Origin of the sequence: Rubrivirga halophila, from assembly GCF_046845755.1 — a bacterium.
GTDB lineage: Bacteria > Bacteroidota > Rhodothermia > Rhodothermales > Rubricoccaceae > Rubrivirga.
In genome coordinates, this window is the sequence record NZ_CP177357.1 from 3,602,365 (window position 1) to 3,627,036 (window position 24,672).

Annotated in this window: 14 protein-coding genes; 7 read left to right on the top strand and 7 right to left on the bottom strand. The window is 71.4% G+C overall.

All coding sequences use genetic code 11. The features are described 5' to 3' along the window. Nucleotides 1-155 precede the first annotated feature (155 nt). From ACLIRP_RS15725 to ACLIRP_RS15735, 3 genes are all read right to left on the bottom strand, one after another. Complete coding sequence (locus tag ACLIRP_RS15725; RefSeq protein WP_412061416.1) at nt 156-1,466, bottom strand: T9SS type A sorting domain-containing protein; 1,311 nt, start codon at nt 1,464-1,466, stop codon at nt 156-158. Between the two features lie 212 nt (nt 1,467-1,678). Then, entirely contained in the window at nt 1,679-4,687 is a 3,009-nt protein-coding gene (locus ACLIRP_RS15730; RefSeq protein WP_412061417.1) for a choice-of-anchor Q domain-containing protein, read from the bottom strand. A 172-nt stretch (nt 4,688-4,859) separates the two neighbouring features. Next, nucleotides 4,860-7,943: a beta strand repeat-containing protein gene (locus ACLIRP_RS15735; protein ID WP_412061418.1), complete on the bottom strand. Its 3,084-nt coding sequence runs from the start codon at nt 7,941-7,943 to the stop codon at nt 4,860-4,862. 661 nt (nt 7,944-8,604) lie between these two features. On the opposite strand from ACLIRP_RS15735, the gene uvrA reads away from it, so the two are divergent. Together uvrA and ACLIRP_RS15745 are read left to right on the top strand one after the other, a co-directional pair. Then, nucleotides 8,605-11,598 carry an excinuclease ABC subunit UvrA gene (gene uvrA / locus ACLIRP_RS15740; protein ID WP_412061419.1) on the top strand — a complete coding sequence of 998 codons (2,994 nt, stop codon included), beginning with the start codon at nt 8,605-8,607 and terminating at the stop codon, nt 11,596-11,598. Nucleotides 11,599-11,746: 148 nt separating this feature from the next. Next, on the top strand, nt 11,747-12,901 hold the full coding sequence (locus ACLIRP_RS15745; protein ID WP_412061420.1) for a glycosyltransferase family 4 protein: 1,155 nt from the start codon (nt 11,747-11,749) through the stop codon (nt 12,899-12,901). A 123-nt stretch (nt 12,902-13,024) separates the two neighbouring features. Here ACLIRP_RS15745 and ACLIRP_RS15750 read toward each other — a convergent pair whose 3' ends face one another. Both ACLIRP_RS15750 and chrA read right to left on the bottom strand, forming a co-directional pair. Next, nucleotides 13,025-15,622 (bottom strand): efflux RND transporter permease subunit, encoded by a 2,598-nt coding sequence (locus tag ACLIRP_RS15750; protein WP_412061421.1) that lies wholly within the window; start codon nt 15,620-15,622, stop codon nt 13,025-13,027. A gap of 54 nt (nt 15,623-15,676) precedes the next feature. Beyond that, nucleotides 15,677-16,846 (bottom strand): chromate efflux transporter, encoded by a 1,170-nt coding sequence (chrA, locus tag ACLIRP_RS15755; protein WP_412061422.1) that lies wholly within the window; start codon nt 16,844-16,846, stop codon nt 15,677-15,679. Nucleotides 16,847-16,897: 51 nt separating this feature from the next. On the opposite strand from chrA, the gene ACLIRP_RS15760 reads away from it, so the two are divergent. After that, entirely contained in the window at nt 16,898-17,332 is a 435-nt protein-coding gene (locus ACLIRP_RS15760; RefSeq protein ID WP_412061423.1) for a thiol-disulfide oxidoreductase DCC family protein, read from the top strand. Nucleotides 17,333-17,361: 29 nt separating this feature from the next. Continuing rightward, a complete protein-coding gene (locus tag ACLIRP_RS15765; protein ID WP_412061424.1) occupies nt 17,362-17,784 on the top strand; it encodes a MaoC family dehydratase in 423 nt (140 codons plus the stop codon). Between the two features lie 61 nt (nt 17,785-17,845). Here ACLIRP_RS15765 and ACLIRP_RS15770 read toward each other — a convergent pair whose 3' ends face one another. Beyond that, nucleotides 17,846-19,330: a M48 family metalloprotease gene (locus tag ACLIRP_RS15770; protein ID WP_412061425.1), complete on the bottom strand. Its 1,485-nt coding sequence runs from the start codon at nt 19,328-19,330 to the stop codon at nt 17,846-17,848. Beyond that, nucleotides 19,327-20,481 carry a DNA replication/repair protein RecF gene (recF, locus tag ACLIRP_RS15775; protein WP_412061426.1) on the bottom strand — a complete coding sequence of 385 codons (1,155 nt, stop codon included), beginning with the start codon at nt 20,479-20,481 and terminating at the stop codon, nt 19,327-19,329. Before recF ends, ACLIRP_RS15770 begins: the two co-directional genes overlap by 4 nt. 80 nt (nt 20,482-20,561) lie before the next feature. Between recF and ACLIRP_RS15780 the strand changes: the two genes are divergently transcribed. From ACLIRP_RS15780 to ACLIRP_RS15790, 3 genes are all read left to right on the top strand, one after another. After that, nucleotides 20,562-23,165: a CHAT domain-containing protein gene (locus tag ACLIRP_RS15780; protein ID WP_412061427.1), complete on the top strand. Its 2,604-nt coding sequence runs from the start codon at nt 20,562-20,564 to the stop codon at nt 23,163-23,165. Then, entirely contained in the window at nt 23,158-24,096 is a 939-nt protein-coding gene (gene murQ / locus ACLIRP_RS15785; RefSeq protein WP_412061428.1) for an N-acetylmuramic acid 6-phosphate etherase, read from the top strand. Before ACLIRP_RS15780 ends, murQ begins: the two co-directional genes overlap by 8 nt. Before the next feature lie 88 nt (nt 24,097-24,184). Continuing rightward, nucleotides 24,185-24,655, top strand: a complete 471-nt coding sequence (locus ACLIRP_RS15790; protein ID WP_412061429.1) for a hypothetical protein — start codon at nt 24,185-24,187, stop codon at nt 24,653-24,655. Nucleotides 24,656-24,672 lie beyond the last annotated feature (17 nt).

Consider the following 24,672-nt stretch of genomic DNA (forward strand, 5'->3'; position numbering starts at 1 on the left):
GGCGTCCCCTCTCCCGTTGGGAGAGGGACAGGGTGAGGGGTCGCATCACCGCTAGCCTACCTGCTGGCGGAAACCCGCCTGCGGCCGCAAGCCGATCGCCCTCCTCCGGCCCCTCCCGTCCGGGAGGGGAGGTTCGGTCGGAGTGTGTGCGCGGGCTACCGCGCCACCGCCAGCCCCGCCGTCGCCCGCGCCCCGCTGGCGGACACCACGCGGACCACGTACGCCCCCGGCGCCCACCCCGACGTGTCGACCTCGACGCGCCGCGCGCCGTCCCACGCGGCCACCTCCCGGCCGAGCGCGTCCACGACCACGATCCGCGCCGCGTGCGACACCTCGACCGTCGCACGGTCGACGCTCGGGTTCGGGAAGACGGCCACCGACAGCGCTTGCCGGGCTGGCGCTGACTCCTCCGACACCGCCCACACCGGCGCCACCGTCCGGAACACCCCGCCGACCCGGCCCGGCACGCCCGGCGACAGCCGGCCCCCCGCCGCCGCCCACAGCCGGCCGTCCGGGCCCACCGCCATCGACTTCGGCACCGCCGACCACTCCGTCCACACCCGGCCCACGTCCGCCCACGTCGCGCCGCCGTCCACCGACCGCCACACCGGACGGCCGTCCCGGCCGTCGTCGTCGCCGTACGTCTCGTAGAGGTAGAGCGCCCCGTCCGGCGCCGGCAGCAGCCGCGACGAGATCCCCGAGGTCCCCGGCGGCGGCGGCCCGAGCGACGCCCACGTGGCCCCGCCGTCGTCGGAGGCGTAGACCAGGAGCGGGCCGAGGTTCGCCCCCACCACCGCCACGACTCGGTCCGTCCCGGCCACGAGTGCCGCCGTGTCGGCGGCGTAGGCGAGCGGCCCGTAGAGCGCGGTCGGCGCCCACGTCCGGCCGTCGTCGGTCGAGTACGCGACGCCGTTGAACCCGGCGGCCACGATGGCCCCGGCCGGGGCGGCCGGCGAGGGCGGGACCTCGACGAACGCCGAGGTCGCGATCCCGTCGGCTCCGCCGCCGAGCCCGACGAAGGCCCACGTCGCCCCGCGGTCGGTCGAGCGGAGCCCGAGGGTCCCGGGCCCGCCCTGGTTGCCGGGCGTGCCGACGAGGAGCACGCCCGAGGCGAGCACGACGGGGTCGGAGTACGCGTCGCCGTCGACGACCCGGTCCCACGAGGCGCCCCCGTCGGTCGTCCGGAAGACGTTTCTCAAGCTCCGATAGGCCAGCGTGTCGCCCCCGATCCGGGTCAGCCCCTGTGCCCCCAGGTTCGGGTGGAACACCGGGGTAAACGACGTGGCCCCCGGCGGGAGCACGAGAGTCAGGGGCGTCCCGATGTGACGCACTGCCACGAGCGTGTCCCCGTCGAACCCGGCCCAACTGAGGTCCTCGATCTCGCCGCCCCGCTCCCAGACGAGCGGGGCGGGCTGGGCCGTGGTGGTGGCGGCGAGAACGAGCGTGAGGAGAAGTGTGCGGGCCATGCGGCTAGCGGTGGACCGTGAACGTACGGACCGCCTGCCCGGCCCCCGCTGCGCGGACGAGGTACACCCCGGGCGCCCACTCGCCCGCGTCGAACGACACCTCGCGCACCCCCGGCTCCGCGGGCTCCTCCCCGTCCAGAGAACGCTGTCATGAAGCGAGCGCCCCCGCCAGCCGGAGCCGACGGGGGCGCTCGCGCCACCACAAGAGCCTGCTAGCGCACGACCGTCAGCGTCCGCGTGGCCACGCCGGCCGCGCCCGACAAGCGCACGATGTAGACGCCCGCCGCCAGCCCCGACACATCGATCGGGGCGGACTCCACGCCGCCTGGAACCACCTCGCCGTCGAACACGGTCTGGACGCGGCGGCCGAGCGCGTCGAACAGCGCCAGCTCCACCCGGCCCGGCGCGGCGACCGAGAACGCGACCGTCGCGCGGCCGCTCGCGGGGTTCGGCGCGGGCGTCGCCAGCCCGAAGGCGCCCGCGACCGGGTCCTCGCCGAGCGCGACCACCGTCGCCGCCACGTCGAGCGCCCCGATGTCGTCCGGGTCCTGGCGGGGCAGGCCGCGCTGGTCGACCGCGAACGCCGAGTCGCCGGCGTCGACGGCCGGGCTCGCGGGGCGCGGCGCGTGCGTCCGCGTAAAGCCGCCGTTCGGCTGGAGGCCCCGGATGTTCGGGTCCACGTCGGTCACGTTCGTCGCCGTGTCGCCCGAGAGCGTGCAGCCCGCCGTGGTGGCCACCAGGTTGAAGCCGCCCGAGGCGACCGAGCCCGCGCAGTCGGCGCCCGTCGCCGCGGTGTTGGTGCCGACGATCGTGTTGCGGATCGAGACGCCCGCCCCCGCTGCCCGCAGGCCGCCGCCCGACAGCCCGGCCGCGTTGCCCGCGACCGTCACGCTCTCGAGTGCGATCGTCGCGCCGCCGTCGTCGTAGACGCCGCCGCCGTCGCCGACGGCCGTGTTGTTCGAGACCGTCGCGTTGCCCATCGCGAGGGACGCCCCGGCCGCCAGCCACAGGCCGCCGCCCTCGGCCGCCCGGTTGCCGGCCACCAGGCTCTGCGAGAGGTCCGCCGAGCCCGCCCCGCCGATGTGGACGCCGCCGCCGTTCCCCGGTGCCGCGACGGAGATCGTGTTGGTGCTCACTTCGACCGCGCGCAGCGTCAGCGTCGTGGCCGCCACCGTGCCGGCGTCGTCGAACAGTTCGACCCCGCCGCCCGCGCGGTTGGCCGTGTTGCCGGTGATCTCGGAGAACGCGAGCGCCGCCGTGCCGCCGTCGGCCACCAAGAGCCCGCCGCCCGAGCCCTGTACGCCGACCGCCGTGTTGCTGGAGATGGTCGCGTAGCGGAGGTCCGCCGAGCCGCCGGCCTCGACGTAGATCCCGCCGCCGCCGTCGCCGGCCGTCGCGCCCGAGGCCCGGTTGCCGGTGATCGTCGTGAACGCCGAGCGGTCGCCCTCGGTGGCCGCCGCGTCGGTGTCGCGGTCGCCGCTCGCGCCCGCGTTCATCGACAGCGCCCCGGCCGTCCAGATGCCGCCGCCCTCGACGGCCGCGTTCGAGTTGATGGTGCCGCCGCGCACGATAAGTACGGTCCCGGCCGCCGCATGGACGCCGCCGCCGAGCCCCGGCGCCGTGCCCGCGTCGTTGCCCGAGACCCGGACGTCGACGAGATCGGTCCGCCGCTCGTCGACGTAGACCCCGCCGCCGAGCGTCCCCGCGGTGTTCCCCGAGATTTGGCCGCGGAACACGGTCAGCCGCCCGAACGAGCGGAGCCCGCCTCCCGCCGTCGATGCGGTGTTCCCCGAGATGCGGGCGTCCGAGATCGTGCCCTCAGCCACCGCCCCGATGCTCAGGCCGCCCCCACCGGCGTCCGGCATGTCGGTCGCCGTTGCCACGTTGTTCTGGATGCGGGGCTCGGTGGCTTCTGGGAGTGGGACGCCCGGCGCGAGGTCGTCGGGGATGTCGCCCCGGCTGCCCGAGACGACGAATGCGCCTCCGAACGCCAGCCCGCCGCCGCTGCCCGCCGTGTTGTCCGCGACGAGCCCGCCGATGACGACGGCGCGGCCGCGGCTGTCCCACAGCCCGCCGCCCACGTTCGTCGCCGTGTTCCCGGTGATCGTCGTCTCGACGAGGACCGTCGTCGCGTCGAGGAATGTCCCCACGCCGCCGCCCGACGACGCTTGGTTTCCGCTGATCTGCCCGCTCACCACGGCCAGCCGGCCCAGGCTATACATCGCCCCGCCCTCCCGGATTGCCACGTTGCCGGTCGCCGTCACGCCGACGAGCGTCGCCTCGGCGCCCGCCTCGACGTAGACCGCGCCGCCCTCCCGCGAGGAGCTGTTCGCGTCGAACACCGCCCCGTCCACGTCAAGCGTGCTCCCACCGCCGACCCAGACCGCGCCGCCTGTAGTCCCCGTGTTGGCCGTGAACGTCCCCCGGTCGACGGTCGCCGTGCCGCCTCCGCCCACGGCGACCGCACCGCCGCTGGCGTCCCGGCCGTCCCCCTCGTTCTCGTCGAAGTCAGTGCGGACGAGGACGAGGGCCCCACCGCCGTTGTAGATGGCCCCGCCACCGTTCGACCGGTTCCGGACGAACGTGCAGCGGATGCAGGTCGCCTCGCTGCCGGGCTCGAGCCGGATCGCCCCGCCGCGCGCGTAGCCCCGCGTCGCCCCGTTGCCCCGGAACGCGGTGTCCCGGAATGTCGCCGAGCCGCTGAGGACGAAGACGGCCCCGCCGCCCCCCGCCGCCTGGCTGTTCGCCGCCACGTTGTCGACGAACGCCCCGCCCTCGGCGACCAGCGCGCCGCCGTCGCGAACGAAGACGGCCCCGCCCGAACTGGTCTTGCCCTCCCGGAGCGTCAGCCCGAGAAGCGTCAGCGTCCCACCGTCGACCGTGAACAGCCGGTCCTCACCGGCCCCGGCGACCACGACGCCGTCGGCCCCGCCCCCGATTGTCATCCGCCGGTTGACCACGAGCTCGGTCGCCAGCACGATCTCGCCGTTCGCCAGCGACGCGTCGAACACGATCTCGTCGGTCCCGTTCTCCCCCGCCACACACCCGTCGACGGCCACGTCGGTGTCGGCCGCCTCGACGGCCTCGCGCAGCGAGCAATCCCCGTCGGCGTTGAGCTCGTCGTCGAGCGTGTCGACGGTGATGGTGGCCGCCGCCACGGCGTCGGCGCAGAGGAGGGCCGCGCCGAGCGCGAGGACGCGAGACAGAGGGGCGAGGGGCATCGGTCCGAGGGGAGGAGACGTAGGGAATGGAACGGCTGCACAGGGCGGCCGATACGCAACTTAAACGCAATCCTTTTAAGGACCTATGCCCGACCCCGCCCCTCGCCGAGCCCCAAAAAAGCGCCCCCGCCGGCCAGAGCCAGCGGGGGCGCGAACAAGCCCTGGGGATGCGCTAGCGCACGACCGTGAGCTGGCGCGTGGCGACGCCCTGCGCGCCCGCCAGCCGCACCACGTAGACGCCCGACGCCAGGCCCGACACGTCGACCGGAACGGTCTGCACGTCCGACGCGGCGGCGAGGCCGTCGAAGACGGTCAGCACGCGCTGGCCGAGCACGTTGAACACGGCCACCTCGACGCGCTCCGCCGTAGCGACGGAGAACGACAGCGTGGTCCGGCTCGTCGTCGGGTTCGGCGCCGGGGCCGCCAGCGCGAACGCGCCGGCCTCAGGGCCGTCGCCGATGGCGACCGGCGAGGCGCCGGCCTCGAACGCACCGATGTCGTCGGCCGAGAACCGGCGCTGGCGGTTCCGCTGGTCGACCTCGAAGGCCGAGTCGCCCGCGTTGAGCGCCGCGCTCGACGGCAGCAGCGCGTGCGTCTGCGTGAACCCGCCGTTGTCGGCCAGCGCCGCCACGCCCGGGTTGACGCCCGAGATGTTGCTCGCGGTCTCGCCGGTGACGGTGCAGTCGTTGAGCGACTCGATCAAGTTGTTGCCGGTCGAGACGAACGTGCCGTCGCAGTCCGCGCCGGTGCCGCCCGCCGTGTTGTCGCCGAGGAGCACGTTGTCGAGCGTGAACTTGGCGGTGCTCGCCGAGAGCAGCCCGCCGCCGTCGCCGCCGGCCGTGTTGTTCACGACCGTCACGCTCGAGAGCGCGAGGCTGCCGCCGTTGTGGTCGTAGACGCCGCCGCCGTCCTCGTCGGACGTGTTGCCCGAGACGGTCGAGTTGTCGAGCGTCAGGCGCGCGCTCACGTTGATCCAGAGCCCGCCGCCCTCGGTCGCCGTGTTGCCCGAGAACGTGCTCTGCTCCACGCGGACCACCGAGCCGCCGCCGGCGTGCAGGCCGCCGCCGTTGCCCGGCGCCGCCGTGTCGATGGCGTTGTCGGCGACGGTCACCTGGCGGAGCGTCACTGTGGCCACGTCGTCGGCGTCGGTCGTCAGCACGTCGTCGAACAGCTCGATCCCCGCGCCAGCGCGGTTGGCCGTGTTCTCAGTGATCTCGCTGAACGCCAGCGAGGCCACGGCGCCGTCGGCGACGAGGAGGCCGCCGCCCGAGCCCGACGCGCCGGTCGCCGCGTTCCGCGCGATCCGCGCGTAGCGGACGCTCGCGTCGCCGCCGGTCTCGACGTAGATCCCGCCGCCGCCCGTCCCAGCGTCGCCGCCGGTCGCGGTGTTGTCAACGATCGTCGTGAAGGCCGTCCGGTCGCCGTCCTCGGCGTCGTCGTCCTCCGGGTCGTCGCCGTCGGCCCCGCCGTTGATCGTCAGCGTGCCGTTGCTCCACAGCCCGCCGCCCTCGACGGCCGTGTTCTCATTGACGGTGCTGCGCGTGATCGTCACGTCGCCGCCGCCGCTGTGCAGGCCGCCGCCGTTGCCCGGCGCCGCCACGTCGATCGTGTTGCGCGTCAGGCGCACGTCCGTCAGCACGACCGTCCCGCCCGCGTCCTCGATGCCGCCCCCGGCACGGTTGGCCGTGTTGTTCGAGACCAGCGTCCCGTTCAGCGTCAGCGCGCCGGCCGAGAAGAGGCCGCCGCCCGAGCCCGAGGCCCCGCTGGCGACGTTGTTGGAGACGCGCCCGTCGAACATCAGGATCGAGCCCGCCGCCGTCGCGTAGAGGCCGCCGCCGCCCTGGTCGGCGTCGTCGCCGGTCGCCGTGTTGCCCGTGATGCGGGCCTCGGTGATGGTCGGCATGGTCATCGGCGGCGTCATGCCGTCGGGGATGTTGGCCTCGTCGGAGGTCACGATCAGGCTGCCACTCGTCCACAGCCCGCCGCCCTCGACGGCCGTGTTGTTCGCGAACGTGCCGCCAGCGACGACGACCACGCCGCCGCCCGTGTGGACCGCGCCGCCGTTGCCCGGCGCCGTGCCCGCGTCGTTGCCCGTCATCTCGGCCATGATCAGGACCGCCGTGCCGCCGGCGTCCTCGATCCCGCCGCCGGCCCGGTTCGCCGTGTTGTCCGAGATCGTGCTCGACATCACGACGAGCCGCCCGCCGTTGTTCAGGATCGCGCCGCCCGAGCCGGACGTGCCCGTCGCCTCGTTGTCGGTCGCCGTCACGTCGACGACGGTCAGCTGGCCGCCCTCGTTGTAGAGCGCCCCGCCGCCGTTGTCGGCGGCGTCGCCCGTCGCGGTGTTGTTGGTAAAGACGGTCCCCTCGATCCGCATCGTCGAGCCGCTGTTCCAGAACCCGCCGCCCTCGACGGCCGTGTTGTTCGAGACCGTGCCGCGGTCGGCCGTCATCGCCCCGGCCGCCGAGAGGTGGATCGCCCCGCCATTGCCCGGGTTCGCGCCCGCGTCGTTGCCGTCGAAGTCGGCCCGGATGAGGTCGAGCGTGCCGTCGCGGTTCTCGATGGCGCCGCCGGCCCGGTTGGCCGTGTTGCCGGAGAACGTCGTGCGGACCGCCGAGGCCGTGTTGCCGGCCCCGATCATGGCGAAGGCGCCGCCCGAGCCGGACGTGCCCGAGGCCACGTTGTCGCTAAAGTCGGTGTCGCGGAACGTCGCCGAGCCCCCCTGGAGGTACACCGCGCCGCCGCCCTGCGTGGCGTCGTTGCCCGTCGCCTCGTTGTCGGCGAACGTCACCATGTCGGTCGTCAGCGAGCCGCCCTCGCGCACGAGGACCGCGCCGCCCGACGGCGCCCGGCCGTTCGTCAGGTTGAGGTTCGTCAGCGTCAGGCTCGCGCTGTCCACGATGAACACGCGGTAGAGGTCGCTGCCGCTCAGCGTGATCCGGCCGACCCCGTCGTCGCCATCGATCGTCAGGTCCTCGTCGACCGTGATGGCCTCCTGGCCCAGCACAATCGTCCCGAGCGCCAGCACGGGGTCGAAGACGATCGTGTCGCTGCCGGAGCCGGCCGTGCACGCGTCGACGGCTGCGTCGGTGTCGGCCGCCTCGACGGCCTCACGCAGCGAGCAGTCGCCGTCGGCGTTGCGCTCGTCGTCGAGCGTGTTGACAGTGATGGTGGCGGCCGACGCCGCACCGGCCCCGAGGACGGTGGCGCCGAGCGCGAGCGCACGCAGGGTGCGGAAGAGTGAAGCGAGAGGCATAGTCAGAGGAGTAGGGAGACATGAAGCCGGCCTCCAGAGGGGGGGCCTGGGTACCGTCTTTCTCATGGGCTCCCCACCTGTTCCATCTACGAGCCCCCCCACCCGTCTATGAGGAATTGTCTGACGCCACGTGTCGTCCATTCCGTGCCCACTCCGTACTCACCCTGCCCCTCGAACCACGCGCCCGGTGTCCACCGATCAGACGCCATTGTCCGACGGTCAGCGGCCCGTGTCCCCCCGCGAGACGCCGTTGTCCAGCGATCGGGCCTCGTTGTCCAGCAATCGGACGCGGTTGTCCGTCGATCAGCGGTCGTCGTCCGGCGGCGAGGCACAGACCGACCGCCGCGACCGCCAGCCCCACGCGCACCCCCCAGACCTGGACGCGCGATTCCTGGACCTGGAGCCTCAGTCCTTGGACCTGGAGCCTCGCTCCTCGGACCTGCGGAGGCATTCCAAACACCTCGGGAGGCGTTCCTAGCACCTGGAGCCGCAGTCCTAGCCCCCCGCGCGTCGATGTCGCGCCTCGATTCCGTCTCCGCCACTCCCCAGGCCCTCCCGCTGACACCACGGTTTCACAGCGGCTGGGCATCTTCGCCACCCGCCCCGCGTTCGCCCCGCTCGCTCGCGGACCGCGCCGCCAGCCCCGACCCCACCCCCGACGATGGCGAAGACGACGACCCCGAAGGCGTCTCCGAAGACGAAATCGACCCCGGCCAAAAAGGCCTCCGCCAAGGCGACCTCTCCAAAGGCCCGGCGCCAAAAGGCCGCCGCGCCCGCCACGAAGGACCGCTTCGTCGGCCGCGACCTCGTCGTCAAGGGCGCCCGCCAGCACAACCTCAAGGGCATCGACCTGACGATCCCCAAGCGCCAGCTCGTCGTCGTCACCGGGCCCTCCGGGTCGGGCAAGTCGTCGCTCGTCTTCGACACCATCTACGCCGAGGGCCAGCGCCGCTACGTCGAGTCGCTGAGCGCGTACGCCCGCCAGTTCTTGGACCGGATGGACAAGCCGGACGTCGACCTGATCACCGGGCTCGCGCCGGCGATCGCCATCGAGCAGCAGACGGGCACCAAGAACCCCCGCTCGACGGTCGCCACCCAGACCGAGGTCTACGACTACCTCCGCCTGCTCTTCGCGCGCGTCGGCACGACGGTCTCACCGGTCTCCGGCGAGGTCGTCACGCGCGACAGCCCGCGCTCTACGGCGGACGCCGTGCAGGCCACTCTGCCCTCGAAAACGCGGTTTTACCTCTGCTTCCCCTTCCCGTCCCACAAGGGGGCCAAGAAGGCCGAGGAACTCGAGGCCCTGCTGGCGCGCGGCTTTTTTCGGCTCGTCGCCCTGCCGACTGACAAGCAGGCCGAGAAGGGCGCCGCGCCCGAGGTGATCGACCTCAACGAGACCCCGCCCGCCGACGTCAAGACGCCCGTCGGCCGCCTGCTCGTGCTCGTCGACCGGCTGGCGACCGACGACAAGCCGGCGACCACGAGCCGCATCGCCGACTCCGTCGAGCAGGCGTTCCGCGAGGGCGGCGAGCGCGCCGTCGTCATCACGGCCCCCCGGGAGGGCCCGTTTGAGCGGCTCGACTTCTCGGCGCTCTTCGAGCGCGACGGCATGACGTTCGAGGAGCCGTCGGCCCAGCTGTTCTCGTTCAACTCCCCGCTCGGCGCCTGCCCCGCCTGCCAGGGCTTCGGCCGCGTCCCCGGCGTCGACCCCGACCTCGTCATCCCCAACCCCGAGCTGTCGCTCCGCCAGGGTGCGCTCGCGCCGTTCCGCTCGGAGCAGTGGTCGAAGCACCAGCGCGCGCTCCTGCGTGTGGCCGGGGCCCACGGTATCGACCTCGACACGCCGTACACGCTTCTCCCCCAGGCCACCAAGGACGTGGTGTGGAAGGGCGTCGGCGACTACGTCGGCGTCGACGGCTTCTTCCGGTTCCTGGCCAAGAAGCAGTACAAGATGCACTACCGCATCTACAGCGCCCGCTTCCGCGGCTACACGCGCTGCCCCGCCTGCGACGGCTACCGGCTCCGCCCCCAGGCCTTGCACGTCAAGCTCCGCGGCCCCGCGCTCGGGACTGAGGGCGACGAGCCGACCTGGTTCCACATCGCCGAGCTCGCCGAGCTCACCACCGCCGACGCCCGCGCCTTCTTCGACGCCGTCGACCTCAGCGACCACGACCGCGAGGTCGCCGGGCGCCTCCTGGACGAGGTCCGCAAGCGGCTCGGCTACCTCGTCGAGGTCGGCCTCGACTACCTCACGCTCGACCGGCTCGCGATGACGTTGTCGGGCGGCGAGACCCAGCGCATCAACCTCGCGACCTCCCTCGGCTCGTCCCTCGTCGGCAGCCTCTACGTGCTCGACGAGCCCACGATCGGCCTGCACCCGCGCGATAACGATCGCCTGATCGCCATCCTCGAAGGCCTGCGCGACATCGGCAACACGGTTCTCGTCGTCGAGCACGACGAGCAGATGATGCGCCGCGCCGACCAGATCGTCGACATCGGGCCCGGCTCGGGCGCGCTTGGCGGAGAGCTGATGTTCCAGGGCACGTTCGCCGAAGCGCTAAAAAGCAAAACCAGCCTGACGGGCGCGTATCTCTCCGGCCGCAAGTCGATCCCGGTCCCCGAGACGCGCCGCCCGGTCGATCCCGAGCGCGTGATCACGGTCCGTGGCGCCCGCCAGCACAACCTCAAGCGGCTCGACGTGGCCTTCCCCCTCGACGGCATCACCGTCGTCACCGGCGTCTCCGGCTCGGGCAAGTCCACGCTTGTCCACTCGACGCTGTACGCCGGCCTCCAGCGCCTCAAGGGCCGCGACTTCGAGGGCAAAATCGGCACGCACGACACGATCGAGGGCGCCGACCTGGTCGAGTCGGTCGAGATGGTCGACCAGTCGCCGATCGGCAAGTCGCCCCGCTCGAACCCCGTCACCTACATCAAGGCGTTCGACGCCATCCGTGAGCTGCTCGCGAGCACGCACCAGGCCAAGATCCGCGGCTACCGCTCGGGGACGTTCTCGTTCAACGTGCCCGGCGGGCGCTGCGAGACGTGCCAGGGCGAGGGCGTCGTCCAGGTCGAGATGCAGTTCCTGGCCGACCTCTACCTCGAGTGCGAGGCCTGCCACGGCGCGCGGTTCAAGCAGGACGTGCTCGAGATCCGGTTCAAGGGCAAGAACGTGGCCGACATGCTCGACCTCACCGTCGACGAGGCGGTCGCCTTCTTCGCGGGCCAGCGGCGGATCGAGAAAAAGCTCAAGACGCTCCAGGACGTCGGCCTCGGCTATCTCACGCTCGGCCAGCCGTCGAACACGCTCTCCGGCGGCGAGGCCCAGCGCGTCAAGCTGGCGGCGCACCTCAGCAAGTCGCACGCCGGCCACACGCTGTACCTCTTCGACGAGCCCACGACCGGGCTCCACTTCGACGACATCCACAAGCTGCTCGGGGCCTTCAACGCGCTCGTCGAGGCCGGCCACTCGGTGATCCTCATCGAGCACAACCTCGACGTCATCAAAGCGGCCGACTGGCTCATCGACATCGGCCCCGAGGGCGGCCGCCGCGGCGGGTTCGTGGTCGCCGAGGGCACGCCCGAGCACGTGGCGACCGTCGAGGCCAGCCACACCGCCCCCTTCCTGCGCGACGCGTTGGGGATGGAGGCCGCGTAAGGGGGAGACGACGGACCACAGACAACGGACGACCTCTCGTCTCCGGCACAACGCCCCACGCGGTCCCCGGTCCGTGGTCCCCGGTCCTCTCCCCCCCTCTCCCGTCCGCCTCGGGGTACTCTCCGGCAGACTCCGCCCCCCTCTGCCCGTGTCTCCCCTCCGGATCGCCCTGTTCACGGGCAACTACAACCACATCGAGGACGGCGTCTCGCGGACGCTGGGCCGGCTCGTGGGCTACCTCGAAGGCCAGGGCCACCAGGTGATGGTGCTCGGCCCGACGATCGACGAGCCGCTCGACCAGCCCGGCCAGTTTGTCGCCGTCCCGTCGATAGCGGCCCCTGGGCGTCCTGAGTACCGTGTCAGCACTCGTTTCCCTACGAGCACGCGTCGCGAGGTCGAGCGCTTTGCGCCTCACATCGTCCACATCGCCACGCCCGACGTACTCGGGCACCGCGCGCTGAGTTGGGCGCGAGGCCTGGGCATCCCCGTCGTCTCGACGTACCACACGCACTTCGCGTCGTACCTCGACTTCTACCGCCTCGGGCTGGCGGAGGCGGCGCTGTGGGCGACGCTCCGCCGCTTCTACAACCGGTGCGACGAGGTCTACGCCCCGACGCCGACGATGCGCGACGCGCTCGTCGCGCACGGCATCACCTCGACGGTCCGCCTGTGGCCGCGCGGCATCGAACTCGACCGCTTCCGCCCCGACGCCCGCTCGGACGCGTGGCGCCGGTCCGTCGGCGCGAGCGACGACGACGTGATCGTGTCGTTCGTGAGCCGGCTCGTCAAGGAGAAGGGCATCGACGTGTTCGCGCATGTCGTCCGAACGCTCGCGGCAGAGGGCGTGCCGGTCAAGGCCGTCGTCGTGGGTGACGGGCCCGAGCGCGAGGCGCTGGCGGCCGAGCTCCCCGACGCGGCCCTGCTCGGCCACCAGTCCGGCGACGACTTGACGACGGCGTACGCCTCGTCCGACATCTTCCTCTTCCCGAGTGAGACTGAGACGTTCGGCAATGTCACACTGGAAGCGCAAGCGTCGGGGCTGGCGGTCGTCGCCGCCGACGCGGCCGGCAGCGCGAGCCTGGTCGACCACGAGACGACGGGCCTGCTCTGCCCGCCCCGCGATCGCGCCGCCTTTGTCGCCGCTACGCGGCGCCTCGCGCTCGACCCCGATCTCCGTCGCCGCCTCGGCGCGAATGCGCGCGAGGCGGCGACCGGCTACGACTGGGGCGAGGTGCTGGGCCGGATGGTCACGTACTACCGCGGAGCCGCCGATTCAGCCAAATCGGGCAAAATCGCCGTCTAATCGGCCGGTTACCGTCAAAGTCTTCTGTTTTATTTTCAAGCGCTTGAGACTGACTACTGGCTCAAAACGATGTCCCTCGAGCCGGCCTGTGACCGAGAACGACACCTTGTTTTGGGGTAGCGACTACCCGTCAGGGGCCGTCGGCTCCGCGCCGGGCGCGTGGAGCCGGAAGGTCGGATGGCGAATCGCCTCGGGGTCGCCGAGGTCGTAGCGACGGCGGCGCTTGGGACGGCGCGGGTCGAGCCAGCGGTTGTCTTCAATGACTTGGAGGAGCGCCGGGTAGAAGACGAGGGTCGCCGCCAGCGTCCCCCCGATCCCGACGACGGCGAGCACGCCGATCGACCGGAGCCCGGGGTGCGACGACAGCAGCAAGCCGCCGAACCCGATCAGGTTGGTGAGCGCGCCCATGGTCACGTGCTCGCCGGTCGACCGCAGGACGCGGCGGATGGACCCCTTCCCCTCCTCGCGGTATCGGTGCGTGAGGTGGACGCCGCCGTCGTTGCCGATGCCGAGCACGGTCGGCAGCACGACCAGATTGTAGAACGTGAGCTGGACCCCGAAGAGCACCATCACGCCCAGCATCCACGACAGACCGATGAGGAGGGGGACGACGGCGACGACGGCCCACCTCGGCGAGCGGAACGAGACCAGCACGAGGACGAAGACGAGCACGAAGGTGACGGCCACCATCAGTGGGCTCTCTTCCTGCATCAACCGCAGCATGTCGGCGGCGACGAGCTGCGTCGACGCCGCGTAGTACGCGTCGCCCTCGGTCGTCGTCACCCGGCCGATGAGTTCGGCAAAGCGGATCGACCGGCGGCCATCGGCCATGTTGCCGCGCGGGAAGACGATCACGAAGTCCCCCACATCGCCGGTCTTTGTCGTGAACGGGCGCGTCAGAAACGGCGGGACGCTGTCGAGAGGGACGCGTTCGGTGGCGGAGGCCGCCGTCAGCAGGCGCCGGATTTGGCCGGTCGTGTCGGCCAGCAGGAAGGGGTCGGACAGCACCTCGCGGATCTCCGCCAGCCGCGCCAGCTTCTCGTCGGCCGAGACGTCGTCGGTGGGGAAGCGTTCCTGCAGGCTCTCGACCGCCAGGATCAGCGAGTCCTCTTCCGCCAGCGCCTTGAGCGCGTCGGTCACCGAGCGGACGTCTTCGGGCGAGTCGAGCAGGATGTAGGCCGGGTTGCGGCGCTCGCTCTGGCCGAAGACGGGCTCCAGCGCTTGCGCGCGGCGGTAGTACTCGTCGTACTCCGGCTCGAGGTTCGAGAAGTTGTACTCGAACTGAACGCTCGGGATGGCGACGACGCACGCGACGGTGAGCGCGAGGCAGATGACGACGATCGTCCGCGAGAACGGGAAGCGGTTGTCGATCTCGACGGCGGAGGCTTCGCCCCTCAAGCGCAGGTTGAGCGCGCCCGTGCGCTCGGCGATGCTGAGCAGCGCCGGCAGCACGGTCAGCATCGACACGACGGCGAACAGGATGCCGAGCCCGCCGATCAGGCCGAACTCGCTGAACCCTCGGAAGTCGGCCAGCTGAAGCACGAAGAGGGCGCTCGCGGTCGTCATCGCCGAGACCGCGATGCCCTGGCCGGTGCTCACAAACGTCTCCTCGACCGCCTCGGCGACGCCCCGCCCCAGCCCGCGCTCCTCGGCGTAGCGCGCGTAAAAGTGGATGCCGTAGTCGATCCCAAGCCCGAACAGCACGAGCCCCAGCGTCGACGTCATCAGGTTGAGCGTGCCGAACGTGATGGCCGCGACGCCGCCCGCCCACGACAGGCTGACCAAGAGCGGCAGCGTCAGCAGGATGGCTGTCACCGGCGTCCGTAGCAGCTCCGCGCCGACGACGCGCCACACGAACCGCCCGCCCGTCCGCGCCTGGATCGACTTGTACAAGAAGTACAGCACGACCGCCAGGATCACCGACAGCACACCCGCGCCAAACGAGTTGCGGACGTCGTTCGTGATCGACTGGACTTCGATGGTCTGGCGCAGCAGCCGGCCCGCCGCCGTCACCTTCATCTCGGGGTGGAAGCGGGTCGGGTCCACCTCGGCAATCGTCGCGTCGAGGTCGGCGTAGAGCTGCTCGACGAATGCGATGTCGGTCTGCGAGCCGGTCGGGTAGAACTTGACGACCAACGTTGTCGAGTCGGGGCTGACCGAGTACTCCGTCAGCGCGAGCTGGGCGAGGTCAGCACGCAATCGGTCGCCTTCCTGCTGGCGGGCCATCCGCGCGCTGTCGGAGGCCACGCTGAACAGGTCCATCCGGAGCGGGTCGGTCGCGGAACGGACCTGGAGCGCCTGGTCTCTCAGAAACCGTTCGAGTCGGTCGAGCTCGTCGTAGGTCGCGAAGTAGAGCGCGTTCTCCGAGATGAACCGGATGTCGCGGCGGAATTCGCTCCGGGTGAAGTAGTCGCCTTCCCCGTCGGGCCGCTCCATCGCCATCACGGCCGGCACGAAGGCCTCGGCGAAGGCGACATTCCGAGCGAACGACGGACTGTAGATCGCCACGTCGACCGTCGTCTCGGCACCGACCGTTTGCTGCAGCCGCTGGATCGCCTGGACGCTCGTGTACTCGGGCGGGAGCAGCGTGATGATGTCCGCGTCGACGCGCAGGTCGGTCGCCTTCCACATCCCGAGCGCCGCCAGCACGAGCGCCACAGCCAGCACCAACACAGGGTGCGAGACCGTCCACCGGGGGATGACGCGGAGCTTCTCAAACACGGGCAACGCAGCGCCTCAGCGCCGAAAAAGGCAGAATCGGTTTCACGTGGAACGCTAGACGGCGACGCCCACGAGGTGGAGCAGCCCGCCAGCGGCGGCGGCCCCGACGACGAGCGCGACGACGTTGACGCCACGCCAGAAGACGAGGCCCGCTGCCGCGACGGAGATCAAGATCGCGCCGGGCGTGTCGATGGCACCGACCGCCAGCCGCACTGTCACGACGGCCATCAGCGCGACAGAGGCGGCGTTGACGGCGTCGAGCAAGGCGGCCGTGAGCGGGTGGCTCCGGAGCTTGGGGACGAGCGGGTGGAGCAACCCGGTAAACACGAACGACGGCAGGAAGATGGCGACGGTCGCGACAAGCGCACCGGGAAGACCCTGCACGAGATAGCCGACCGCCGTTGAGGTGGTCAGGACGGGCCCCGGCGTGAGTTGGCCGAGCGCGATCGCGTCGAGGAGTTGCGTCTGGGTCAGCCACCCGAACCGACCGACCACGTCCGCCTCGAGGTAGGCGACGAGCACATAGCCGCTGCCGTAAAGGACGGAGCCCACTTTGAGGAAGAACAGCCCCAGCGTCCCCAGCGACGGCGCCACGGCCGCCGCCCCCTGCGCCGCCAGCACCACGAGCGGGACGCCGACGCTTGGCATCCCGGTCGGTGCTTTCTGCTGGCGTACGCCGTACAACACCAGCCCGCCGACCGCCGCGCCGATCAGCAGCGCGGGGATCTCGCGGACGCCGAGCAGCAGAAGGCCGACGACGAACGCGGCCACGAGCGCGAGCGAGACGGACGGGATCGCCTTTTTGCCCAGCCGCCACAGCGCGCCCGCGATCACCGCCAGCACGGCGGCGGGGATGCCCGCCAGCCACGGCGCCACATCGGGCACCTCGGCGCTCTGGACGTAGAGCCACGCCAGCCCGAGCGTCAGCCCGGCGGCGGGGACGATGAACGACGCGCCGGCCACGAACAGGCCGAGCCAGCCCGCTCGCGCGAAGCCGACGTGCATCGTCATCTCCGTCGAGTTGGGGCCGGGGATGAGGTTCGTCGCACCCACCAGATCCAAGAACCCCTGCGGCGTCATCCACTGCCGCTTGCGGACGACCTCCTCCTCCATCATCGCGATGTGCGCCGCCGGCCCGCCGAAGCCGACGACGCCGAGCGTAAAGAAGAGGCGGGCGAGTTCGGAGATCCGCTGGCGGAGCGGGAGCGCGGGCGTGTCGTCCATCGTTCGGGGGGATGGCGGCGGTACTCTCCGCCCCGCACAGCCGGTTCCACCATGGCCGACGACGGACCGATTCTCCTGTTCGACGGCGTCTGCAACGTCTGCGACCGCTCCGTCCAGTTCGTGCTCGACCACGACACACGAGGCGTCGTCCGCTTCGCCTCGCTCCAGTCCGAGGTCGGTCGCCAGTTGCTCGCGGAGTGCGGCGTCGACGCGAGCACGGACTCGGTCGTGCTCGTCGCAAACGGGCGGTGCCACGTCCGCTCGGACGCGGCGCTGGCGACGGCCCGGCTGCTCGACGCGCCCTGGCGGTGGCTGGCCGTCGCTCGCATCGTGCCCCGTGGGCTCCGCGACGCCGTCTACGATTGGGTCGCGCGCAACCGGTACCGCTGGTTCGGCACGCGCGACGCCTGTCGGATCCCGACGCCCGAGGTCCGCGCGCGCTTTCTCGATGCCGACGAGGTGGCACCGTCCGGAGCAGCGTCGTAGGCTCTGGCCCCTCTCCCCTGCCCCCCGCGATGGCCCACACCTACGACTCCCTCTCAGTCGGCGACACCTACGAGTTCTCCCGGACGATCACCATGGACGAGGTCCGCGCGTTCGCGGACGTGACCGGCGACGACAACCCGATTCACATCTCCGAAGAGGCGGGCACTGCCAGCCGCTTCGGCACGCCGGTCGTCCACGGCGTCTTCCTGCTGGGCATCGCCTCGAAGGTGCTCGGCCGCGACTTCCCCGGGCCGGGCTCGATCGCCGTCTCGCTATCGTCCAAGTTCTTGCGCCCGGTGCCCGTCGGTGAGGAGGTGCGCGTCGAGGTCAAGGTGGCCGAGAAGATCGAGAAGTACGGCCACGTCCGGCTCAAGATGTACTGCTACTGCAAGGGCAAGATGTCGCTCGGCGGCGAGGCCGTCGTGATCCCGCCCCCCGCCGACGAGGCCTAAACAGACGCGGGGCCCGAGCGTGATGCCCGGGCCCCGCAGACCGTCGACCGAGTGGCGCCGGCTACTCGGGGAGCTTGACCTCGCGCCCGGCCGGGATGCGCTCGTTTAGCTCGACCTGGTTCATAATTGCGATCTCGTCGGCGGTGACGCCCGAGGGCAACGCCCGCCCACGGAGCAGGTCCTGGATCGACGCCGCCGAGCGCAGCGTCACCACGTCGAGGCGGACCGGCTGGCGGTTGAGCGCCCCGCTGTCGGTCAGCCGGCGGAAGCTCTCGGCCGTCTGGCGGAAGACGCCTCCGTAGCGGTTGAACGAGTTGACGGCCGTCAGCCCGAGAATCTGGTAGACGTTGCCGCCGTACTCGATAAACGTGGCCGAGAACGCGACGGCCCCGTTCTGCTGCTGCGCCGCGCCCTCCACGCGGTACGCCCGGTTGCCGCCAATCGTGAGCGCGCCGCTGCTCTGCACCTGCACGCCCTGCTGAGCAGCGAGCGCCCGGCCCGCCTCCTGCGCCGACGACTGCTGCGCCAGCGTCAGCTGAAGGATGGCCTGCCCGTTCGGCTCGCCCATCAAGAAGGCCGCCGGCGAGTTCTGCGTCTGCCAGCCCTGGGGGAAGGCAAACTGGAACCGGAGCTCGGGGTGCAGGAAGGTGTTCCCCTCGACGAACCCCTGGCGCGGGTCCTCGCCCAGCACGATCCCGTCGATCTGGCCGAGGTACGGCTCCGCGAGCACGCGCTTCTCGCCCTGGTACTGGGCCGCCAGCTGGGGGATCGTCTGGGCCCGCTCCGCCGGGTTCGGGTGCGTCGACAGGAAGTTGGGGACGGCAGAGCCCGAGTTCTCGCTGAGCCGCTGCAGGGCGACGAAGAAGCGAGCTGCTTGCGCCGCGTCGTAGTTGGCGAACTCCGCGTACGCCACGCCGGCTTGGTCGGCCTCGCGCTCGGCGCCGCGTCCGTACTTGAACTGGAGCAGCTGAAGCCCCGTCCCGCCGTACTCCAGGATCCCCTGCGCGACGTTCCCGCCGCCGACGACGCCGCCGAGCACGGCCGCGCCGATCAGCCCAAACTGGCTGAGCTGCGCGCGCGCCGCCTGCTCCGACGAGTGCCGCCCGAGCACGTGCCCGATCTCGTGACCGAGGACGACCGCCAGCTGGGCCTCGTTTTCGAGGTACGCCAGCAGGCCGCGCGTGACGTAGATGTAGCCACCCGGGAGGGCGAACGCGTTCGGCACGTGCGAGTCGAGGATGCGGAAGTAGAACGGCGTGTTCCGGATCTCCGACGGTGTGTTCGGGTCGGTGTAGGCGCTCGTCTCAAGCACCTCGCGGGCGATCCGCTCGACGTAGGCGTTCAGCGCCTGGTCGGAGTCGTAGAGGCCAAACTGGCTGGAGATCTGGCCGTCGGCCTCAGTGCCGAGCTGGACTTCTTGGGCCCACGTGTAGGCCCCGCGCTGCTCTTCGCCGGTGACGTAGTTGACGTTCGTGGTGCCGCAGGCGGCGACCACGAGCAGAAGGGGCGCCGCGAGGAGCGTGCGCATGCGATGGGAGAGGGTCATGGCGAAACGGGCGTGGTGAGAGAGGAATCCGCGAGAGAGAGGGCGCCCCGTTCCACGTGGAACGCGCGATGGGCGTCGGCATCGAACGGCACGACCCCGCCGAAGGGTTCTTCGCGTGCGGCCGTGACAAACGACTGACCGAGGGTTTGTGACGCGAGCAGCTCCAAGACAACGTCGGAGCGAGCCGGGTCGAGCGGGCCGAACACGTCGTCGAGCAGGAGGATCGGCGGCTCCTCCGTCCGGGCGCGGAGGTACAGCGCCTGCGCGACGCGGACCGCGAGGGCGAACGTCCGGTGCTGACCCTGCGAGGCGTACGGCCGCAGGTCGAACCCGTCGATCTGGAACAGGACCTCGTCGAGGTGGGGGCCGACAAGCGTGCGGCCGAGGTCGCGGCTGCGGCGGCGCGTCCGCGCGAGCGCCCGGCGCAGGGCCTCCGTGTCGTCGGGCTCGGGCTCCCCGCTCGACGGCTGATACGCCAGGCTCAGGTCGCCGCCGGGCTCGCCGAGGAGGGTGTACGCCTCGACGAGGAGCCCGGCGAACAGGTCGAGGAACGCGCGGCGGCGCTCGACCACGCGCCCCCCGAGCAAGGCCAACTCCTCGTCCCACGCGTCGACGGAGCCGGGCGCGAGCGGGCGGCCCCGACGGGCTTGCTGGAGGAGCGCGTTCTTTTGCTTCAGCGCGCGGCGGTACTTCAGGAGGTCATCGAGGTAGACCGGATACGCCTGACTGAGCGTCGCGTCGAGGAGTTTGCGGCGCTCGACGGGGCCGCCCGCCGTCAGATCGCGGTCGTCGGGTGAGAGCACGACGCAGGGAACGCGGCCTACCAGTTCCGCAAGCCGCTCGGCGGGGGCCCCATTGATGAAGGCCCGCTTCCCCTCCCCCGGCACGAACGCGACGCGAATCTTGACGTCCGCACGGGTCTCGCCTTCGAAGTGGCCCTCGACCGTGAAATGCCCCGCTCCCCGCTGCACGACCGTTGAGTCCTGCGCACCGAGCACGCTTTTTCCAAAACACAGGTAGGCGAGGGCTTCCAGCACATTCGTCTTCCCGGCTCCGTTGGGCCCGACCAACAGGTTCACGCCCGGGGCCGCATCGAAGGCCGACGAGGAATGGGCCCTAAACTGGGTCAACGAGAGGTGACGAAGGCGCACGAAGAGGATCGAAATGGTGACTGAGTACCCGTCCGCGGTACCGCTTGTTCGCTACCCTGCAGCGGCCGCCCCACCCCGCCATGTCGCCCTTCCCCGCTCGACTCCTTGCCGTGGTGCTGCTCACGGGCGCGGCCTTCGTCATGGCTCAAACCGACGAGGAGGGAGCGTGCGAGGCCGACCGCGAGCTTTTTTCGGAGGCCTACCGCACCGATCGGATGACGGGAACGCCTGAGCGGCGTGCTCTCCTGCGCCGACTAGGGCCCCTCATCGACCGATACGAGGCGATCGCGCCGGTGTGCGGGGGGAGACTTCGTGGCCACGAGGCGTTTCTCTACGTCATGGACGAGGAGTACGAGACGCTGATCGACACAGCCGAGCGGTACCTCGCCGGGCCCGGTCAACGGACCTCGGCCAAGTCCCAGGTGGCACTCTACCACCAAATCGCCTACGCCTACTCGCGCCTGGACGAACCCATCCTGAGCGTGCAGGCCTATTTCGACGGCGCCGCTCGCGCCCACGACGCGCCTGCCTACGACGGCTCGCGCGCGCTGATCGTGGCGGCGTCGGCGGCCCGCCAGCTGGGGGATGCCACTGCCGCTGAACGGTACCTCGACGCGGCCTTCTCGCTGATCGCCGACAGCCTGGAGTCCGACCCGAACCTGGCCCCGATCCTCGGGCAGGCCCTCGTCGGCCAAGGGTTTCTCACCGAGACCCGGCTCGAGGAGGCCCCGGCCGGACAGCGGCCAGCACTGATCGCCGACCTCGAGTCAACCTCACGGGAGGCGTTCGAACTTCTGCCCGAATACAGCCAGTGGGCGGGCTTCAAGGCGCTCGCGGCCAACCAGTTCGCACTCGCCGCCGCGCACGACGGCCGCCACGACGAGGCGCTCCGGAGGCTGGCGCCCTCGTTCGAGTTGGCCCGCCGGACCGGGGGATTCCTGCCGTCGGCCCGGTACGAGGCGCTCGTCACGAGGGGCGAGATCCAGTCTATGGCGGGGGATGCGCCAGGGGCGGCCCAGTCGTTCCGGAGCGCCCTCGACGACGCTCGCGGCCGGGGCGCCACCGCCGGGCTGGCGTCCGCGCTGGAGCGATTGGGCGGGCTCGCCGAGCAGCGGGGCGATTTGCGGGAGGCCCGTGCCGAATACCAAGAGGCGATCGCCCTCATCGACGCCCGGCGAAGCGTGCTGGGCCTGAGCGACTGGAGCACCTCGGCGTTCGTCACCGACCAGGGGCCGTACCGGGGGCTGGCGCGGATCCAGATCGCCGAGGGCGACGTGGCGGGCGCCTTCGCCACGATCGAGCAGACGCGCGCACGCTACCTCCTGGACCTCCGCCGCCACCTTGCCGTCCGGCGGACGCTCGGCCCCCACCAGCGCGCCGAGGCTGACAGCCTCAGCGCGCGGCTTGCCGAGGTTCGACTGGCGGCCATCGATACGCCCGACGCCGCCGCACAGGCTGCCCTCGCCCGAGAGGCGTCGACCCTGAGGCAGGTGCTGGCGGAGCTCGCGCCCCTGTCCAACGCGGCCCTCGACTCTCTCGACGTCCCCGCGCTCCAGGCCGAGCTCGGCGAGCGGACACTGCTCTCGTATGCCTTGGGCGAGACCGCCAGCACGGTCTTCGTCCTGCGCGCCGACACCCTGTTGGCGATCCCCCTTGACGCGACGGTCCCGACCGTGCGCGCCTTGCTGCGCGAGGCGGGGTCGGTGTGGCGGGGCGCCGCGCCCGGCCCGGCGTTTGCGCTCGGGCCCCTCCACGAGTTGTACCAGCGCTTGGTCGGCCCCGTGCGCCCACACGTCACCGGCGCCACGGTCACCGTCATCCCCGACGCCGAGATCGCGAGTCTCCCGTTCGCCCTCCTGCCGACGGCGCCGGCACAAGACTACGCGTCCGCCGACTACCTGCTGCACGACTGGACGCTGTCGACGGAGCTGTCGGCGTCGCTCGTCGCGACGGCGCCGGCGCCCCGGGCGGGCGGCCCTGTGCTTGCGCTGGGCCGGAGCACGTTTGAGGGTTTCACGTGGAACGATGCGCCGCTCGACGCGCTTGCCCACGTCGACACCGAGCTCGACGCCGTGGGGCGCTACGGGACGGCGATCCGCGACGCGACCGAAGCCACCTTCGACAGCCTGGCCGCGGGCGCGCGCGTGATCCACCTCGCCTCGCACGCACAAGCCGCGTCGGAACAGCCGCTGTACTCCCGGATTGCGCTCGGCGCTGGCGACGGCGAAGACGGGACCCTCCACCTCTACGAGATCCTGGAGACCCCGCTCGCAGCCGACCTCGTCGTGCTGAGCGGCTGCGACACTGGCGGCGGGAGCGTGCGCGGAGGCGAGGGCGTCGTCGGCTTGGAGTATGGCGTCCGGGCTGCCGGAGCGGCAGCGGCGATCGCGACCCGGTGGGCCGTCGCCGACCGGGCGACCGCCACCATCATGTCGACGTTCTACGAGAAGCTCGCCGACGGCTTGCCCAAGGACGAGGCGCTCCGCCAGGCGCAGTTGCTCTACCTCGCCTCGAGCGAGGGACTGTTGGCGAGCCCGTTCTACTGGGCCGCGCCAGTGCTGTCGGGCAGCCCCGCGCCGATCCCCCTCGACGGCGGGACAAACTGGTGGCCCCTTCTCATCATCGTGGCCACCCTCGGAAGCGGGCTAGCTTGGCGCTACAAACGAACCCGCCCCCATGCCTGACGACCGCCCCGCCCTCTTCGACGAACTCCAGACGCTCACGACGGAGACGCGCAACCCGCGCACGATGGGGATCGACACCGCCCCCCTCGCGGAGGTCGTGCGGCTGCTCCACGAGGAAGATCAGATCGCGGTCGACGCCGTAACCCCAGAGCTCCCGTACCTCGCGCAAGCGGTCGAGATCATCGAGGACGCCTTCCGGAACGGTGGCCGGCTGTTCTACGCCGGCGCCGGCACGAGCGGGCGCCTCGGTGTGCTCGATGCGGCGGAGTGCCCACCGACCTTCGGCACGCCGCCGGAGATGGTACAGGGCCTCATCGCGGGTGGCAAGGAGGCGATGTTTGTCGCCCAGGAGGGCGCCGAGGACCACGAGTCGAACGGCGCCGACGCCATCGACCAGGCCGGCGTCACCGAGCGCGACGTGGTGTGCGGTATCGCCGCCAGCCGCCGGACGCCGTATGTGATCGGCGCGGTCGCCCGAGCGCGTGAGATCGGGGCGCGGACGCTGTTCGTGACCTGCAACCCCCGCAGCCAGTTCGCCATCGACGTTGACGTGGCCATCTGCCCCGACGTGGGCCCCGAGCCGATCATGGGCTCGACGCGGATGAAGAGCGGGACGGCGACCAAGCTCGTCCTCAACACCCTATCGACGGCGACCATGATTCGGCTTGGGAAGGTGTACGAGAACATGATGGTCGACCTCCAGATGACCAACCTCAAGCTGGTCGAGCGCTCCAAAAAGATCGTGATGACGGCGACCGGGGTCGGCTACGACCAGGCCTCCCAGACGCTGGAGGCCGCGGACGGCCACGTAAAGACCGCCCTCGTGATGCTGTTGGCGGACGTGGACGCCGGCGCCGCCCGTAAGCGGATCGAGCGCGCGGACGGGTTTGTGCGCCACGCCATCGCCGGGACGGCGCCGGGTCAGGGATAACCGCGCGCCGAGTATGAGGGTGTGCCGGATTCGGCGCCAGCGGCGCCTCAGAGCGGAACAGCACGCTCGCTGAGGTGATTCGCACCCTGTGTGGCTCCTCTCGCTCCTGCTCGCCCTCGTCTGCGTCGTCGACACCACCGACGACCGCCGAGAACTGCTGGCCCGCGCCGTCGCCCAGTACGCCGAGCCGCTCGGCGCTCGGATCGACGCGCGCACGCTGGATGTGGCCTGGGCCGACCTCAACGGTGACGGTCTGGACGACGGGCTGGTCCGCCTGAGCCTCCGCGGGGGCGGCTGGACGGTCTTGGTCTTTGAGGCCATGCCGCCCGAAGATGCCGTCGAGGTCGGGCCGTTTCTGCCCGCCGCCGAGATCCGAGCCGTGTATGGCCCGCTCGTGATCGTGCCCCGCGCGAACGGGTGGTGCGACATCGTCGCCACCGCCGCGCGCGGGACATACCGACGCCTGCGCTTCGACGGCGAGACGTACCCGCCGCGCACGTCGCTCGGCACGCTCGTCCGCCAGCTGCCGACCGGGCAGGTCGTTTTCCGCACCCGCTAGCGGCCGAGAGAGCGGAC

What these genes read in the sequence shown, in the direction of transcription:
- ACLIRP_RS15725 (WP_412061416.1), bottom strand. Translation starts at nt 1,466, where the DNA reads ATGGCCCGCACACTTCTCCTCACGCTCGTTCTCGCCGCCACCACCACG.
- ACLIRP_RS15730 (WP_412061417.1), bottom strand. Translation starts at nt 4,687, where the DNA reads ATGCCCCTCGCCCCTCTGTCTCGCGTCCTCGCGCTCGGCGCGGCCCTC.
- ACLIRP_RS15735 (WP_412061418.1), bottom strand. Translation starts at nt 7,943, where the DNA reads ATGCCTCTCGCTTCACTCTTCCGCACCCTGCGTGCGCTCGCGCTCGGC.
- uvrA (WP_412061419.1), top strand. Translation starts at nt 8,605, where the DNA reads ATGGCGAAGACGACGACCCCGAAGGCGTCTCCGAAGACGAAATCGACC.
- chrA (WP_412061422.1), bottom strand. Translation starts at nt 16,846, where the DNA reads ATGGACGACACGCCCGCGCTCCCGCTCCGCCAGCGGATCTCCGAACTC.
- ACLIRP_RS15760 (WP_412061423.1), top strand. Translation starts at nt 16,898, where the DNA reads ATGGCCGACGACGGACCGATTCTCCTGTTCGACGGCGTCTGCAACGTC.
- ACLIRP_RS15765 (WP_412061424.1), top strand. Translation starts at nt 17,362, where the DNA reads ATGGCCCACACCTACGACTCCCTCTCAGTCGGCGACACCTACGAGTTC.
- ACLIRP_RS15770 (WP_412061425.1), bottom strand. Translation starts at nt 19,330, where the DNA reads ATGACCCTCTCCCATCGCATGCGCACGCTCCTCGCGGCGCCCCTTCTG.
- ACLIRP_RS15780 (WP_412061427.1), top strand. Translation starts at nt 20,562, where the DNA reads ATGTCGCCCTTCCCCGCTCGACTCCTTGCCGTGGTGCTGCTCACGGGC.
- murQ (WP_412061428.1), top strand. Translation starts at nt 23,158, where the DNA reads ATGCCTGACGACCGCCCCGCCCTCTTCGACGAACTCCAGACGCTCACG.